The 16,439-nt window shown below is 63.7% G+C and carries 15 protein-coding genes; 5 read left to right on the top strand and 10 right to left on the bottom strand.

The window, feature by feature from the left end; translation table 11 throughout:
• Window positions 1-18: 18 nt before the first annotated feature.
• Window positions 19-975: an NmrA family NAD(P)-binding protein gene (locus AC1DX6_RS23665; RefSeq protein WP_477317814.1), complete on the top strand. Its 957-nt coding sequence runs from the start codon at window positions 19-21 to the stop codon at window positions 973-975.
• 35 nt (window positions 976-1,010) lie between these two features.
• On the opposite strand, the gene AC1DX6_RS23660 is transcribed toward AC1DX6_RS23665, so the two are convergent.
• From AC1DX6_RS23660 to AC1DX6_RS23635, 6 genes are all read right to left on the bottom strand, one after another.
• Window positions 1,011-1,169 (bottom strand): DUF3309 family protein, encoded by a 159-nt coding sequence (locus AC1DX6_RS23660; RefSeq protein ID WP_477317812.1) that lies wholly within the window; start codon window positions 1,167-1,169, stop codon window positions 1,011-1,013.
• Window positions 1,170-1,265: 96 nt separating this feature from the next.
• On the bottom strand, window positions 1,266-4,430 hold the full coding sequence (locus AC1DX6_RS23655; RefSeq protein WP_477317810.1) for an efflux RND transporter permease subunit: 3,165 nt from the start codon (window positions 4,428-4,430) through the stop codon (window positions 1,266-1,268).
• A 36-nt stretch (window positions 4,431-4,466) separates the two neighbouring features.
• Window positions 4,467-5,600 (bottom strand): efflux RND transporter periplasmic adaptor subunit, encoded by a 1,134-nt coding sequence (locus tag AC1DX6_RS23650; protein ID WP_477317808.1) that lies wholly within the window; start codon window positions 5,598-5,600, stop codon window positions 4,467-4,469.
• A 156-nt stretch (window positions 5,601-5,756) separates the two neighbouring features.
• Window positions 5,757-6,365: a hypothetical protein gene (locus AC1DX6_RS23645; RefSeq protein ID WP_477317806.1), complete on the bottom strand. Its 609-nt coding sequence runs from the start codon at window positions 6,363-6,365 to the stop codon at window positions 5,757-5,759.
• Complete coding sequence (locus AC1DX6_RS23640) at window positions 6,362-8,635, bottom strand: xanthine dehydrogenase family protein molybdopterin-binding subunit (RefSeq protein WP_477317804.1); 2,274 nt, start codon at window positions 8,633-8,635, stop codon at window positions 6,362-6,364. Before AC1DX6_RS23640 ends, AC1DX6_RS23645 begins: the two co-directional genes overlap by 4 nt.
• Window positions 8,636-8,637: 2 nt before the next feature.
• Window positions 8,638-9,099, bottom strand: a complete 462-nt coding sequence (locus AC1DX6_RS23635; protein ID WP_477317802.1) for a (2Fe-2S)-binding protein — start codon at window positions 9,097-9,099, stop codon at window positions 8,638-8,640.
• A gap of 128 nt (window positions 9,100-9,227) precedes the next feature.
• Between AC1DX6_RS23635 and AC1DX6_RS23630 the strand changes: the two genes are divergently transcribed.
• Window positions 9,228-9,821 (top strand): TetR/AcrR family transcriptional regulator, encoded by a 594-nt coding sequence (locus AC1DX6_RS23630; RefSeq protein WP_477317800.1) that lies wholly within the window; start codon window positions 9,228-9,230, stop codon window positions 9,819-9,821.
• 5 nt (window positions 9,822-9,826) lie between these two features.
• On the opposite strand, the gene AC1DX6_RS23625 is transcribed toward AC1DX6_RS23630, so the two are convergent.
• Both AC1DX6_RS23625 and AC1DX6_RS23620 read right to left on the bottom strand, forming a co-directional pair.
• On the bottom strand, window positions 9,827-10,957 hold the full coding sequence (locus AC1DX6_RS23625; protein ID WP_477317798.1) for a patatin-like phospholipase family protein: 1,131 nt from the start codon (window positions 10,955-10,957) through the stop codon (window positions 9,827-9,829).
• A gap of 199 nt (window positions 10,958-11,156) precedes the next feature.
• Window positions 11,157-12,245 carry a citrate synthase/methylcitrate synthase gene (locus tag AC1DX6_RS23620; RefSeq protein WP_477317796.1) on the bottom strand — a complete coding sequence of 363 codons (1,089 nt, stop codon included), beginning with the start codon at window positions 12,243-12,245 and terminating at the stop codon, window positions 11,157-11,159.
• Window positions 12,246-12,322: 77 nt separating this feature from the next.
• Here AC1DX6_RS23620 and AC1DX6_RS23615 point away from each other — a divergent pair, with 77 nt between their 5' ends.
• The gene (locus tag AC1DX6_RS23615; protein ID WP_477317794.1) at window positions 12,323-13,462 is read left to right on the top strand and encodes a citrate/2-methylcitrate synthase; all 1,140 of its coding nucleotides are present in this window, start codon (window positions 12,323-12,325) and stop codon (window positions 13,460-13,462) included.
• A 61-nt stretch (window positions 13,463-13,523) separates the two neighbouring features.
• On the opposite strand, the gene phaR is transcribed toward AC1DX6_RS23615, so the two are convergent.
• Entirely contained in the window at window positions 13,524-14,135 is a 612-nt protein-coding gene (gene phaR / locus AC1DX6_RS23610; RefSeq protein ID WP_477317792.1) for a polyhydroxyalkanoate synthesis repressor PhaR, read from the bottom strand.
• Window positions 14,136-14,252: 117 nt separating this feature from the next.
• Window positions 14,253-14,459, bottom strand: coding sequence for a hypothetical protein (locus tag AC1DX6_RS23605; RefSeq protein ID WP_477317790.1), 207 nt, complete (start codon window positions 14,457-14,459; stop codon window positions 14,253-14,255).
• Between AC1DX6_RS23605 and AC1DX6_RS23600 the strand changes: the two genes are divergently transcribed.
• Both AC1DX6_RS23600 and phbB read left to right on the top strand, forming a co-directional pair.
• Window positions 14,440-15,624 carry an acetyl-CoA C-acetyltransferase gene (locus AC1DX6_RS23600; RefSeq protein ID WP_477317788.1) on the top strand — a complete coding sequence of 395 codons (1,185 nt, stop codon included), beginning with the start codon at window positions 14,440-14,442 and terminating at the stop codon, window positions 15,622-15,624. The two genes, AC1DX6_RS23605 and AC1DX6_RS23600, sit on opposite strands and share 20 nt — an antisense overlap.
• An 83-nt stretch (window positions 15,625-15,707) precedes the next feature.
• Window positions 15,708-16,433: an acetoacetyl-CoA reductase gene (gene phbB, locus AC1DX6_RS23595; protein WP_477317786.1), complete on the top strand. Its 726-nt coding sequence runs from the start codon at window positions 15,708-15,710 to the stop codon at window positions 16,431-16,433.
• Window positions 16,434-16,439 lie beyond the last annotated feature (6 nt).

Genomic DNA, 16,439 nt, shown 5'->3' with positions numbered 1-16,439 from the left:
GGAAACAGGAGAAGAGAGATGCAGACCGTGGTTGTTCTGGGTGCGGCTGGCAGGGTTGGCGATGCAGCGGCACGTGCGTTCGTTGCCGCTGGATGGCGCGTGAAGGGGCTGGCGCGCAACGCCAAGGCAGCGTCCCTGGCGCCGGGCGTGGAGGTCGTTCAGGCGGACGCCACCGACCGCGCCTCCCTCATCGAAGCCTGCAAGGGCGCCGATGTCATCCTCAACGCCTTGAACCCGCTTTACACGGAATGGGCCGAGAAAGTCTTGCCGATGGCCGAGAACGTCATTGCGGCGGCGGAGATCGCGGGCGCGACCCACATGCTGCCCGGGAACGTCTACAATTTCGGCTACGGCATCGGTGTTGGCACCACGGAGGACGCGCTGGAAGTCCCGTCAACGGAGAAGGCCGAAATCCGCATCGCGATGGAGGAGCTTTTCCGCAGGAAGGCAGAGGAGCGCGGCGTCCAGACGATCGTGCTTCGAGCCGGTGACTTCTATGGCGGCACGCGACCAGAAAGCTGGCTCGACCTGATCATCCTTTCGAAGCTGCGCAAGAACATCTTCACATGGGGTGGGCCGATGGATATACCGCACGCCTTCGCCTACCTGCCCGATCTCGGAGAAGCGTTCGTCGCGCTGGCCGAAAAGCGCAAAGGCCTGGGCGTCTACGAGCGGTTCCATTTCGCCGGCCACACGCTGACCGGCAACCAGATGAAGGCGGCGGCGGAAGCCGCCAGCGGCCGCAAGCTGGTATCGAAGGGCATGCCATGGATCGCGTTGCGCGCGGCGGCATTGTTCAGCCCGATGATGCGCGAAATCGTCAAGATGTCCTACCTCTGGCGGACGCCGCATGGGCTCAGCGGCGAAAAGCTGGAGCGGGTCGTTGGCAAGTTGCCAGCCACCGATCCAGTCGACGCCATCCGGCAGGCGATCGCCGATCTGAAACTCGATGGCATAGACAGGATCGCAGCCTGAAAGAGCTGGCACGACCGCCAGGTACAGCCCGACCTTCAGATCCTGCCTATCAGGAGCAGGATCAGCAGTACCACCAGGATGAAGCCGGCGATCCCCGAGGGACCATAGCCCCAGGACCGCGAATGCGGCCATGCCGGCACGGCGCCGATCAGAATGAGGATCAGGATGATGATGAGAATGGTGCTGACCGTCATGGAAATTCCCTCGCCTTGAACTGCCCTCATGGCTAAGAATGCAAAAGGCCGCCCGGTTGTTCCGGACGGCCTTTTTGTCTGGCTGATCGAATGCCGCTATTCGGCGGCCTTCGGGAAGGCGATTGCCGGTTCGTCAAGCGGACCCGGGCTCGGCCCTGCGACCGCATCGGGCTTCTTGTCGCGCCGGAACAGCCGCCGGAAAAACGCATAGAAGCGGCTGTTCTTGCTGCGCGTGAACACCATCAGCATTGCCGGCGTCACCACCAGCGTCAGGATGGTGGCGAAGGACAGGCCGAAGACGATCGCCGACGACAGCGAAATCCACCACTGGGTCGACGGCGCGTTGATCGTCGTCTCGTGGTGGAAGATTTCGAGGCCGAGGCCGAAGGCGATCGGCAGCACGCCGAGGATAGCCGACATGGCGGTCAGCACCACCGGGCGGGCACGCTCGCGGCAGGTCTGCAGCACCGCATCCATCTTGTCCCAACCCTCTTCGCGCAGCCGGTCATAAGTGTCGATCAGCACGATGTTGTTGTTCACCACCACGCCGGCCAAGGCGATGACGCCAATGCCCGACATGACGATGCCGAACGGCTGGCCGGTGATCAGCAGCCCGAGCAGCACGCCGATCGTCGACATGACCACGCAGGACAGCACCATCAGCACGCTGGTGAACTTGTTGAACTGCATGAGCAGCACGATGCAGATCATGAAGATCGCGGCGCCGAAGGCCTTGCCAAGGAAGGCCGAGGCTTTTGCCGACTCCTCGTCCTGGCCGGCGAGCTTCCAGCGTATGCCCGGAAGCTCCATTTCGGCCATCTTCTTCTTGACCTCTGCCTGTGCCTCCGCCGGCTGGGTGCCGGTCGCCAGATTCGCCTGAACGATGACCGTTCGCTGCGCGTCGATGCGGTTGAGGATGCCGGTTGTCAGTTCGGGTTCGCGGCTGACGAAATTGGAGATCGGCACCGACCCTTGCGCGGTTTGCACCCGCAATTGGTCCAGCGTCGCCAGCGTGCGGCGATCCTCGGGCAGCCGCAGCCTGATGTCGACGGCGTCGTCAGCCCCGGCCGGACGATACTCGGACAGCTTCAACCCGGTGGTGACCAGTTGCACGACCGTGCCGACCGAGGCTGGGCTGATACCATATTGCGCGGCCTTGGCGCGGTCCACCTTCAGCGCCCAGTCGATTCCGGGCGGCGGCAGGCCGTCCGATATGTCGATGACGCCGGGCACTGCCTTCAGCATCTTCGCCACTTCGCGGGCCTTGTCGTTCAAGCCGGCAGGATCGGTCGCCGACAGGCGAACCTGGATCGGCTTGCCGGTCGGCGGGCCGGCATCCGGCACCCTGACTTCGACATCGACGCCGGGAATGCCGGCCATGGCAACGCGCAGGTCGGAAAGCACGTCATTGGCGGGCTTGCGCTGGCGCCAGTCGACGAACTCGTACTGGATGACGCCGATGACATCCTCGGCGACGTCGTTGTTGGCCGATCCCTTCGCCTTGCCGGCGCGGGTGTAGACCGACTTGATGCCCGGCCAGCCGAGGATCCGCTTTTCCGCCTGGCCGACGGCCGCGTTCATCTCGTCCAGCGAGAGGTTGCCGCGCGCATGAACGTAGAGCAGGCCGTAATCCGGTTCGACGTTGGGGAAGAATTCGACGCCATTGCCCTTTTGGACATAGGTGTAGACCGAGCCGACCAGCAGCGCGACCGTCAGCAGCAGCGTTATGATCGGATGGCGCACGGCAAGCTTGACCGTGCCCATATACAGGCCGTCCTTGTGTTCCGGCTCCTTGTGCGCCTTGCCGAAGATGGCGCCCAGTGTCGGTGTGAACACCAGCGCGTAGAGCATCGAGGCCCCGAGCGTCACGATCAGCGTGATCGGCATGTATTTCATGAACTCGCCGACGATGCCCGGCCAGAACAGCAGTGGTGAGAAGGCGGCAATGCGTGTCATGGTCGCGGCGATGACCGGCCCGGCCATGCGGTTGGCGGCCAGCGCATAGGCCTCTTTCTTGTCCATGCCCTCGGTCATTCGCCGTTCGGCGAATTCGGTGACGATGATGGCGTCGTCGACCAGCATGCCGACGGCCAGGATCAGGCTGAACAGCACCACGATGTTCACCGTGAAGCCGAGCAGCGACAGCATCAATATGCCGAGCAGGAACGATGACGGGATCGCCAGCCCGATCAGCAGCGAGGCACGACCCGACAGCGCATAGAGAATGACGATGAACACCAGGATGACGGCGATCATCACATGGTTCTGCAGGTCGCCGAGCAACTGGCGGATCGAGGTCGACTTGTCCTGGCTGTAGGAGACGACGCTGCCTTCGGGCAGCTTCTTGGCATATTCGTCGGCGATCGCCTTCACCGCGTCGACGGTTTCGACGAGGTTGGCGCCGATGCGCTTCTTGACTTCGATGGCGATGGCCGGCTTGCCGTTGAGCCGGGTGATCGTCTCGGCGTCCTTGTAGGTCGAGCGGATGGTGGCGATGTCGCGGGCGCGCACCACGGCGTTCGGGCCGGCGATTACTGGCAGGTTGGCGACATCTTCCGGCGTCTCGATCAGCGACGGAACCTTGACCGCATATTTGCCCTCGGCGCCCTCGATGTTGCCGGCCGCAACCAGGCTGTTCGAGGCGCCGACACCGGCGATGAGCTGGTCGAGCTGCAGTCCATAGGACGACAATTTAACCGGATCGACGATGACCTCGACCAGATCGTCGCGTGCGCCTTCGAGATCGGCCTCGAGCACGCCCGGAACCTCTTCGATGCGGTCACGCAGGTCGCGCGCCGCCGCCGTCAGCGCCCTTTCCGGCACGTTGCCAGCCAAAGTCACCACCAGAACCGGGAATTCCGAAAGGTTGACCTCGTTGATGGTGGGCTCGTCGGCCGACTGCGGCAGGTCGCGCTTGGCGTCCGAAACCTTGGCCCGGACATCCTCCAGCGCCGTCGACAGATTGGCGCCGGGGTTGAATTCGACCAGCACGTAGCCGCCGCCCTGGAAGGCGGCCGAGCGCATTTCCTTGACGTTGGAAAGGCTCTTCATGCGCGTCTCGACCGGACGCAGCAGCAACCGTTCCGAATCCTCGGGCGAGATGCCCTGAAGGCTCAGGCTGACATAGATGATCGGAATCTGGACGTCCGGCTCGGCTTCCTTCGGGATGGACATATAGGACAGCGCGCCGGCCACGATGAAGAAGATCATGAAGGACAGCGTGAGCCGCGCATTGCGGATCGCAAAACCGACGATACCCATTCGCAAAGTTTCCCGTTGCCTGTAGTGCTGCGCCGTTTACTGGGTCGCGCCGGTGGCTTCGCCGATCAGCTTCTTGATCATCGCCGGATCGGCTTCGACGGCCTTGACTGTATCGCCTTCGGTCACCAGGTCCTGTCCCTGCACAATGATGCGGGCATCCTTGGGAATGCCGCCGAGCACCAGGCCCTTTGGCGAATCGTCGACAAGATCGATCGGGTAGAAGACGACCTTGTTGTTCTTGTCGACGGCGCGGATGCCAAGATCGCCCTTGTCGCCGAGCGTCACCACCGAACGCGGCAGCATGACCGCATCGGTCGGCTGCGCGCTGAGCGAAATTTCCGCCGTCATGCCGGCCGGCAGAGCGCCGTCGGCATTCGGGATGGCGACCTCGATGCGGAAGGTGCGGGTGGCCGACGACGCATCACGGCTGATATAGCGCACGGTGCCGTCGACGATCTGGCCACTGACCAGCCGCACATTCGCCTTGTCGCCAATCTTCAGATAGCCGAGATCGCTTTCGCTGACCTCGCCCCGGGCAACAATGGGATCGAGGCTGAGAATGGTGGCGACCTCGCCGCCCTGCATGACGGCGCTGCCAAGCTCCACCGGCACGCGGTCGATGATGCCGTCGAAAGGCGCCTTCACTTCATTGCGGTCCAACTCGGCTTGCATGGCTTCCAGCTGCGACTGCGCCAAAGTCAGGTTCGAGCGGGCGGTATCGAGCTGCAGCTTGGGCAGATTGCCGGTTTTCATCAGCCGCAGGGCCGCTTCCAGTTCGGCCTGGCGCTGCACCAAAAGCTGCTTGGCATTGTCGACAGCCGAAATCTTCTCCTCGGCGGCCAGCATCAGCACCAGATCTCCAGCCTTGACGTGCTGGCCCTGCTTGACCGGCAGTTCAGCGATGACGCCAGCCACCCGCGTCGCCAGCACGGCGCGCTTGTCGGCTTCGGTCAATCCCGAAATGCGGATGGCGCGTGCATAGGTGGCGCGCGGCGGCGTCACCACGGCCACAGTGCGAACCGGCGGCTTTGGCTGCTCGACTTCAGCTGCCTTGGGCTTGTTGTCGGCGGACGCGCTGCCGACGGACGAAAACACGCCCGTCCCGACCCACGCCGCGAAGGCGACAAGCACAACAATGGCTGCAAGCTTGTGAAACCTGATCTTCATCATCGTTTTTCCACTGTGCGGGGCATGGCCAGGCCGCGTCTTCTACTCGGGCGCGCTGCCGATATGGGTGCGCGCAAGGCCGTGTTCAATTTGCCGTGAACGGCGAAACGCGCTTCTACATCAAAGTTGCACTGCAAAATAGTCAGAAAAGTTGATGGGTTATGGTGCCACCGGGCAAGGCGCACCCGCCGCCATCCAGTTCTCGATCGCCGCATAAGTCGCTTCCGCCGAGCCCGGCGCCGGCTCACGATCCGCTCCCGGTGCCCAGCCCCAGGCGACCAGCTTGTCGTCGCGGACATGCAGGGCTACGTCCTGCAAGCTGCGGCCACCATTGCGGGCGGGGTCCTTGATCTGGGCGCAGATGTCCGCCGAGGATTTTCCGAACCAGACCATCTCGGCCGGTGCCAGACGCCAGTTCTCGGCACCGGGCGGTCCATGCAATGCATTGGAATTGCTGGAGAAATGGCAAGTGGTGCAACGCAGGCCCGGATTGCCGAAGTCCGAACCGTCGGCGCCGCGCTGGACGTTGAAGGCGTGAACGCGCACGCCGCCATAGTGCGCGCCGGACCAGCGTGGCCGGTCATCCGCGACATGGCAGTCGGCGCAGCGTGGATGCGAAAACACGGCGAAGATCTTGTCCCATTCAGGCAAGCCTTTGGCCGTGTCAATCGTCACCGGCGGTGGCGTCTGGCTTTCTTGTGCAGTTGCGAAAGGCACTGCCGAAAACAGTATGGCAGCAGGCGTCAGCATGATGAGGAACTTTTTCATGCGAAGGTCACCGCCTTCGACAGGGGCAGCGTGCGGATGCGCTTGCCGGTGAGTGCGAAAATGGCGTTGGCAAGTGCGGGCGCCGCCGGCGGCGTGCCGACTTCGCCGACACCACCCATCTTGTGGAAATTCTCCAGGATGGCGACCTCGAAGACCGGGCACTGAAAGATGCGCATGCCGTCGAAATCATGGAAATTCGACTGCTCGACCATGCCGTCGGCGAAGGTGATCTCCTGCCCCATCGCCGCCGACAGGCCATAGATGGCGGCGGAAATGAGCTGCGCCTCGATGATGCCGGGATCGAGCGCGGTTCCGACATCGGCGGCGATCCATGCCTTCTCGATGCGGATACCGGCCGGCGTATCGGCGACCTGGACGATCTCGCCGACCCAACTGCCGAAGGAAAGCGTGAAGGCCATGCCCCTGGCTTTGCCAGCGGGCAATGCCTCGCCCCATTTCGCCATGGTGGCGACTTTCTCGACCACCTTCACCGCCGAGGGATAGGCGGCCATCAATTTCTTGCGCATTTCGACCGGATCGATTTTTCCGGTGGCCGCGATCTCGTCCAGAAACCCCTCATGGAAGAAGCCGTTGATCGAGCTGCCGACCGATCGCCATGAACCGACGGGGATGGTGACGGGCGCCGCAACACCGCTCACCCGGTAGTTGGGGATGGTGTAGGGCTGGTCGTAGGCGCCGTCGACGATTGTCTTGTCTGGACCGATCGGCGAGATCGAGGGAAACAGCCGGCGCAAGGTGCCGGCGATCACCGATGGCGAGGCGATCTTCATATCGACGGCGACCGGCATACCATCGTCGCCAAGCCGCGCCTGGAACTTGCCGATGGCAGCCGGCCGGTAGGCGTCGTGGCGCATGTCCTCTTCGCGCGTCCAGGTCACCTTGATGGGACGCCCGCCGGCATCCTTCGCCATCAATGCGGCGCACAGCGCATAATCCATCTCGACGCGACGGCCGAAGCCGCCGCCCATGAAGGTGGTATGCACCGTGACGTTGTCTTGTTCTATGCCGAGGGCATTGGCGCAGAGCTGCCGCACCAGCGTCGGCGCCTGGTTGCCGCACCAGATGTCGAGGACGCCATCCTTCAGCCGCGCCGTGGCATTCATCGGCTCCATCGTCGCGTGTGCCAGATAGGGCACGGCATAGTCCGCCTCGATGATCTTTTCGCGCGGCGCATCGGCGAAAGCACTGTCAACATCGCCATCGTCGCGCAGCGCCGAACCTTTGGTGCCCAGCGCCTGCTTCAGCACTTCGGAGATGGCGGCGCTGTCCAGCGGATATTCAGGATCGGCCCACTTGGCTTCGATCGCATCGGCCGCCTTGAACGCCGCCCAGGTGTTTTCCGCGATGATGCCGAAGCCATGGCCGTAGTTCGTTTCGAGTGGCACGATCTTGATCACGCCGGGCATCTTTCCCGCCTCGGCGAGGTCCGCCTTGACCGGCTTTGACCAGAAGCGCGGGCTCATCTTCACCGTGCCGTAAAGCATGTCCGGCAACCTGACATCGATGCCGAAGATCGGCGCGCCGGTGACCTTGGCCAGCATGTCCACGCGTTTCTGCGGCTTGCCGAGCAGCTTCCAGTCGACCTTGTCCTTGAGCCGGACCTCGGCCGGCGGCACCATGCCCGCGGCCTTTGCAGCAACCTCGCCATAGGTGACCGATTTGCCCGATGCCTTGTGCAGGACCGTGCCGTTGGCGGTTTCCAGTTCGTTGACGGAAACGCCGAGCTTCTGCGCCGCCGCCGCGATCAGCATCTGCCTTGCGGCCGCGCCCGCTTGCCGCATCTTGTCGAACCCGTCGCGCATCGAGGACGAGCCGCCTGTGCCCTGCAGGGCGAGGAGCTTTCCGACCACACCAAGGCCTGAGCGCACCGCTTCAGCGGTCATGCTCTCGTCAAAGAAGGCGAACGGGCCGCCTTCCTGGAGGATCGCCGCGTTGTAGTAGGCGTAGGAGGCCGGGCCGTGCTCGACCTTGACCTGTTCGAGGCCGACATCGAGCTCCTCGGCGACCATGACGGCAAGCGTCGTTGACACGCCTTGCCCCATCTCGGCGCGTGGCGCGACGATGGTGATGGTGTTGTCGGCGCCGATCTTCACATAGGGATTGAATATCGCTTCGCCCGCCGCGAGATCGCCCTCCAGCGGATTCGGAAAAGGCTTACGGTAATAATAGTAGCCGACGGCGACGCCGCCTGCGATAGCGGCCGCACCTATGAGAAACGTGCGGCGGGCGATCTTTCCGACACTGGCCATGATCAGATCCCCGCCGTCTTGAGCGCTGCAGCCTTTTTGATGGCCGAGCGGATTTTGGGATAGGTGCCGCAACGGCAGAGATTGCCGCCCATGGCGTTGTCGATGTCGGCGTCACTAGGGTCGGCGACCTCATCGAGCAGCGCCACCGCGCTCATGATCTGGCCGGCCTGGCAATAACCGCATTGCGCAACCTGCTCTTCCAGCCACGCCTGCTGCACCGGGTGCAGCTTGCCGTCGGCACCGATGCCTTCGATCGTGGTTACTGCGCCGGTGACCTGGCCGACCGGAAGCGAACAGGCGCGAACCGGCTGGCCGTCGACATGCACGGTGCAGGCACCGCAGGCAGCGATGCCGCAGCCGAACTTCGGCCCCGTCTTGCCGATGAGATCGCGCAACGCCCACAGCAGCGGCATTTCGGGATCAGCATTGATGTCGAATGATTGCCCGTCGACAGTGAGGCGCATGGGGATACCCTTCGTTGTCTTGCATTGCCCGATGACGAGACGGCCATACGAGGCCGTACTGCGTCAGGGACAACTTGACAAATTACGTCATTTTGTCAACAGAGCTTTTACAGGATAGTGTTAAGCCCGTGAATCAGATCGAAGACATCGCCACCGACCCCAAGCGCGCCCGTATTCTGGAGGGCGCGATGAAGGTGTTTCTGGCCTATGGCTTTTCCCGCACAACGATGGACGATATCGCGCGTGCCGCCGACATGTCGCGGCCGGCGCTCTATCTCCTGTTCAAGAACAAGACCGACATTTTCCGCGCTATCGCCCTGATGCTGCTTGGCCGCTCAGTCGAGCAGGCGAAGAGCGAACTTGAAAGTAAGGGCACTTTCGCCGAACGCATGATGCGTGCTGTCGACGCCGCACTGATCTCCATGATGGGCGCCGTCCACGCCTCTCCGCACGGTGCCGAGCTGCTCGACATGAAGTCGAGCGTCGCCGACCTCGTCGAATGCTGGCGTGGCGGCCTTGTCGAACACATCGCAAAAGCGATCGAGACCGAAATGAGGCTGAACGGCGTCGACCTCGCCGCCAAGGGCCTGTCGGCACGGCTTTTGGCCGACATGCTGCTCGACGGGCTGGAAGGCATGAAGACACGCATCAGCAATCCGGATGAGCAACGGCGGGCAGCGGCGGCGCTGATCAGGGTGATCGATCTCGCCCTGAAGGCATGAAATGACTATGCTTGACGCCGCACCGTCCCAGGTTTCATACGCGCGGCTAAGAACTCCTTGACCCGCCGTCCCGGTGCCGGGCCGCGCACCGGCTTGAAACCGTCATCGAGTTCGCCGGAGAGATCGAGCGTCGGCCGCTTGCCGACGGCGTCGTAATTCTCCTCCAGCCAGTCGCTGGCGGCGGTCCGGCCAAGGTCGCGCAGATAGGCCAGGAAGGCCCATTCGGCGTTGACCTTGGACGATGCCGACAGGTCCTTGAATGCCTCGTCGGCATCGATGCGGTGCATGCGGATGTCGCGGTATTCGCCATGCGGCAAGCGGCCGGCGGCGATCAGTTCCTTGACGAAGGCGATCGAGCGGAATTCGCGCAGCAGCCCGGCATTGAAGGTGATCTCGTCGATGCGGTTCTGGATCTCGTTGGCGCTCTTCGGCGTCCCTTCGCGCACCACCGGATTGATCTGCACCAGAAGCACATCCTCGGTCGCCGCCGTCTTGAAGAACGGATAAAGCGCCGGATTGCCGCCATAGCCGCCATCCCAATAGGGCACGCCCTTGATCTCGACGGCCTGGAACAGTTGCGGCAGGCAGGCCGAAGCCATCACCGTGTCGAGGTCGATCTCGCCGTCCGAGAAGACGCGCAACTGGCCGGTCTCGACATTGGTCGCGGAAATGAACAGCTCCATCGACTTGCAGGCGCGCACATTGGCGAAATCGATCTCCTGTTCGACCACGTCGCGCAGCGGATTGAGGCCGAGCGGATTGGCGACATAGGGCGAAAACACCCGCGACATGGTGTCGAAGAAGAAATAGCCAGGCGTGTTCTCGATCGACCAATTGCCCCAGGCGACATCCCACGGCATGCGCTGCACCGGGCTGAAGCGGCCCTTGGCCGCCACCGCGCGCCAGAAATCGTCGAGCTTTTGCCGCGCGCCTTCGACGCCGCCGCGCACAAAGCCGTCGGCCAGCGCCACCGCGTTCATGGCGCCGGCGCTGGTGCCGGAAACCGCTGAAATATCGAGCCTGCCATCCTCCAGCAGCCGGTCGAGCACACCCCAGGAAAAAGCCCCGTGCGAGCCTCCGCCCTGCAGCGCAATGTTGATCTTCTTGGTTTCCTCCGCCTTGCCGTTTTTCGTCATGGCGTTCCTGTCTGTCTGGATGCTGCATTCTTGCCCGGGGATCGGAGCAGTTCATTACAGCGGGCTTATATTGCAGTGCAGCATATAAGTCCTGACCAAGGCAAGAACACGAACACGGTCGCGTGATCACATGAAATTTTGGTCATGGAAGACAGGCCCCGCTTTGAAGCGGCGGCGGCATCCGTCGAAACAGGGAGCCTCAGGCCACCAGGTCGGGCACCGGCCCGATATAGCGCGACTGCGGCCGGATCAGCCGTCCGGTCGCCTGTTGCTCACGCGCGTGCGCAATCCAGCCGGCCATCCGCCCGGCAGCAAAGACATTGCTGAACGCCTCTTTTTGAAAGCCCGCCGCCTCCAGCAGCAGCGCGGTGTAGAACTCGACATTGGTCTGCAGCGAGCGGGACGGCTTGGCGATCCGGAGCACGTCGAGCGCGGCCTGCTCCACTTTTTCGGCGAAGGCCAGCCGGCGACCGGTTTTGCCTTGGCTGCCGAGTTGCCGCACCACCGCCTTCAAGACGTCGGCGCGCGGATCGCGCACCCGGTAGATGCGGTGACCGAAACCCATGATGCGTTCGCCATGCGCGACCTCGTCGCGCAGCCAGGCGGCGGCGTCGCCATGCGCCTCGATTGCGTCCAGCATCTCGATCACCGGACCAGGCGCCCCGCCATGCAGCGGACCTCTGAGGGCACTGAGCCCGGCCAACGCCGCCGACGTCAGGCCGGCCTGTGTCGACGCCACCACGCGCGTCGCGAAGGTCGATGCGTTGAGGCCGTGATCACAGACGGTCACCAGATAGCTGTCGAGCGCCGTGGCCAACGCCGGCGACGCGGCAGTGCCGGTCAGCATCCTCAACATGTCGCCGGCATGATCGGCGTGTGGGTCGGGAGCGATCGCCGGTGCGCCCCGCTTGGCCCGCAACAGCGCCGGCGTCAGCACCGCAGGCGCCGCGATCAGCCGCAGCGCGTCCGTCAATGTGTCGCCGTCCGGCAGCATGGCGATGCCGGCGCGCATAGCGCTGTAGATGTCGAGCGGCGCCAGCGAGGCAAGCATCGGATGAAGGCGCTGGAAGACGTCAACGCGCGCCGCGCCGATCCTCTCCGCCAGTTCCGCATCGCCCGGAAGATCCTCGAAGAAGCCGTCGAGCAACAGGCGAACCACCTGCGCGTAGCGCCAGCGGCCAGCCAGTTCCGGCAGCGAATGGCCGCGGATGGTGAGACGACCGCCAAGACCATCGACGTCGGAAAGCACTGTCTCCGCCGCCACCACGTCATCGAGCCCGTTTGCCATGACTGTCTCCTTGACCATTTCCTGATTGGAGATAATGGTGGGCGATCCAACCATCAATCTTGATCAAGTGAATCAACATGTCGGAGTGGTTGACTCGGGAAGAAGCGATGGAGCGCCTGAAAGTGCGCCCGCAGACGCTCTACGCCTATGTCAGCCGCGGCCGCATCGGCATGCGGCCGGACCAGGTCGATCCGCGCCGCAGCCAGTATCGCGCCGACGACATTGCGTCGCTGGCGACCCGCCGGGCGCGCGGACGAACGCCGCAGGCCATCGCCGAAAGTGCCATAGCCTGGGGTGAGCCGGCGATTGCCACCGGGATTTCGACCATCGTGCACGGCCGCCTCGTCTATCGCGGCCAGGATGCGGTTGCGCTCTCCGAGAAGGCCTCGCTGGAGGACACGGCAAGGCTGCTATGGGCATCCGATGGTCCTGTGTCGTTCGCTTCGCCGACCCCTCACAGCGGCCACGAACGCGGCCGGCCGGCTGCCTTCGCCAAACTGGCCTTGCTGGCGGCCGAGGGCCGACCCTCGCTCGGACGCAAGCCGGCTTCGCTGCATCAGGATGCGGCTGGCGCCATCGGAGTTATCGCGCAGGCGTTGGGCGCGGTTGCCGGAACGGCTGCCCTCCACGCAAGACTGGCGCGAGGCTGGTCCGTTGACGCCGCAGGCGCAGCCCTGATCCGCCGGGCGCTCGTCCTGTTGGCCGATCATGAATTGAATGCATCGACCTTCGCAGCGCGCGTCGCCGCCTCCACCGGGTCGCCAGTTGCCGCTTGCCTGCTGGCCGGCCTCGCCACGCTTTCGGGCCCGCGCCATGGCGGCGCCGGCGAGGCGGTCATGATCCTCGCGGAGGATGCGCAAAGGCTGGGGCCGGGCGCGGCTGTCGAGCGCTGGCTTGGTCATGACAGGCCAATGCCTGGCTTTGGCCATCCGCTCTACCCCGAAGGCGATCCCAGGGCTGAAGCCTTGCTGGCCGCCTTCAAGGTCGATCGTGGGTTCTCACGGCTGCGCGACGCGGCCTTTGCCGCAACGGGCTTGCACCCGAACATCGATTTCGCGCTGGCGGCGCTGACCCGCAGCCTGCGTCTGCCGCCCGATGCGCCGTTCCGCCTGTTCGCGCTCGGCCGCAGCATCGGCTGGACCGCGCACGCCGTCGAACAGGTCACCAGCAACGGCCTGATCAGGCCGCGCGCCCGCTATGAGGGACCGTTGCTATAGCTTTCCGGGTTACAGGATTTTCGATCACTCGCGAGATCCTTCGATCCGCGAGCCCCAGGCCTCACGACATGGTGTCGAGCTTGCGCTGCATGGCGGCGATCTGTTCCTTCAGCTCCTGAAGGTCGTCGGGCTTCTCTGGCGCCTCTTTCCTGGCCGGCTCGACCGGCGCCGCGGCGGCACCATTCGGGCCACCAGGCGGGAACGGCGTGAACAGGCGCATGGCGTTCTGGAACATTTCCATGTTGCGGCGCGTCTGCTCCTCCAGTGCCTTGATCGGCGTGGCGATCTTCATCATGTCCAGCGGCGACTTGCCGATCGCGCCCTTCATCTGCTCGCGGAAGCGCTCCTGTTCCTTGGAGAAGGCCATCATCGACTGTTCGAGGAAGCTCGGCACGATCTGCTGCATCTGGTCGCCGTAGAAGGCGATCAGCTGGCGCAGGAACGGGATCGGCAGCATGTTTTGCCCATCCTTGTTCTCCAATTCGAAGATGATCTGGGTCAACACCGGATGGGTGATGTCGTCGCCGGTCTTGGCGTCCTGAACGGTGAACTCCTGGCCTTTCTTGACCATGTCGGCCAGGTCCTCGAGTGTCACATAGGTGCTGGTGCCCGTGTTGTAGAGACGGCGATTGGCGTATTTCTTGATAATGATCGGATCGTCTTTCGCGGCCATCAGTATCCTCCCCGGACACCGGCACACCTGAGTAAGCAGCCGGTAACGATTGCGCCTCTTTCGAGGATATGCGCAAAAGCGTCATAATTCCAAGTGGTTTGTGCAGTGCGGCATCAATTAATGCTGCATGGCAGGGTGATTATGCTGCGCAGCAAAGGCGGGGCCCGTGTCGTGCGCAAGCGCGGCATGCTTGCGGCGCATGGCCGGCATGCCCATTTCCGGTTTGACTTGGATCATGGAAAGGGCAAGAAAAGTCCCCAACCATAGCCAAAAAAACACCACAGCTCGAAGTCTGGAGAAGAAAATGTCCGCAGCCAATGCCATCGTTGTCGCCAGTGCGGCGCGCACGCCCGTCGGCTCCTTCAACGGCGCCTTCGCCAACACGCCGGCGCATGAGCTCGGCGCCGTCGTCATCAGGGAACTGCTTTCGCGTGCCGGTGTCGAACCGGGCGAGGTCGACGAAGTCATCCTCGGCCAGGTGCTGACCGCCGCGCAAGGACAGAACCCCGCCCGCCAGGCCTCGATCAATGCCGGCCTGCCCAAGGAGACCACGGCCTGGGGCCTCAATCAGGTTTGCGGCTCGGGCCTGCGCGCCATCGCGCTTGGCATGCAGCAGATCGCCGCTGGCGATGCCAAGGTGATCATCGCCGGCGGACAGGAATCGATGTCGCTTTCGGCGCACGCCCAGCACCTGCGCGCCGGCGTCAAGATGGGCGACTTCAAGCTGATCGACACCATGATCAAGGACGGACTGTGGGACGCCTTCAACGGCTATCACATGGGCAACACCGCCGAAAACGTCGCTCGCCAGTTCCAGATCACCCGCGACGATCAGGACCAGTTCGCGCTGGCCTCGCAAAACAAGGCCGAGGCCGCGCAGAAGGCCGGCAAGTTCACCGACGAGATCGTCGCCTTCACCGTCAAGGGCAAGAAGGGCGACACCATTGTCGACCAGGACGAGTACATCCGCCACGGCGCCACGATCGACGCCATGACCAAGCTCAAGCCGGCATTCGACAAGGACGGCACGGTGACCGCCGCCAACGCCTCCGGCATCAATGACGGCGCCGCCGGCGCCCTGCTGATGAGCGAAGCCGAAGCCGTCCGGCGCGGCATCACCCCGCTGGTTCGCATCGCATCATGGGCAACCGCGGGCGTCGATCCGGCGATCATGGGCACCGGACCGATCCCAGCCTCGAAGCGGGCGCTGGAGAAGGCCGGTTGGTCGGTCAAGGACCTCGACCTGGTGGAGGCCAACGAAGCCTTCGCCGCCCAGGCCTGTGCCGTCAACAAGGGCATGGGCTGGGATACCTCGATCGTCAACGTCAATGGCGGCGCCATTGCCATCGGCCACCCGATCGGCGCCTCCGGCGCCCGCGTCTTCAACACGCTGGTCTTCGAAATGCGCCGCCGTGGCGCCAAGAAGGGCCTTGCCACGCTGTGCATCGGCGGCGGCATGGGTGTCGCCATGTGCGTTGAAGCCCTGTAGCATTATCCGGGCGGCGCAAGCCGCCCGTTCTTTATCCAGTGCCTGAAAAGCCCGACAACAGGGCTATCAAAAAGGGGAAGCGCATGAGCAAGGTTGCAATCGTCACGGGTGGATCGCGTGGCATTGGTGCGGCGATATCGATCGCGTTGAAGAATGCCGGCTATTCGGTTGCTGCCAACTATGCCGGCAATGACGAGGCTGCGGCGAAGTTCAGCGCAGAAACCGGCATCAAGACCTATAAATGGTCGGTCGCCGACTATGATGCCTGCGCCGCCGGCATCAAACAGGTCGAAGCCGACCTTGGTCCGGTTTCGGTGCTGGTCAACAATGCCGGCATCACCCGTGACGGCATGTTCCACAAGATGACGCGCGAGCAGTGGAAAGAGGTCATCGACACCAATCTGTCGGGCGTCTTCAACATGACGCATCCGCTGTGGGGCGGCATGCGCGACCGCAAGTTCGGCCGCGTCATCACCATCTCCTCGATCAACGGCCAGAAGGGTCAGGCCGGGCAGGTCAACTATTCCGCCGCCAAGGCCGGTGACATCGGGTTCTCGAAGGCGCTTGCTCAAGAGGGGGCTCGCGCGGGCATCACCGTCAACATCATCTGCCCCGGCTACATCGCCACCGAGATGGTCAAGGCGATCGACGAAAAAGTGCTCAACGAACGCATCATCCCGCAGATCCCGGTCGGCCGCCTCGGCGAACCCGAGGAGATCGCGCGCTGCGTCGTCTTCCTCGCTTCCGACGAGGCCGGCTTCATCACCGGTTCGACCATCTCGGCCAATGGCGGCCAGTATTTCGCCTGAGGCTTT

The sequence above is a fragment of the Mesorhizobium sp. P2_C4 genome, assembly GCF_056404575.1.
This window is presented reverse-complemented; position numbering and strand designations above follow the sequence as displayed.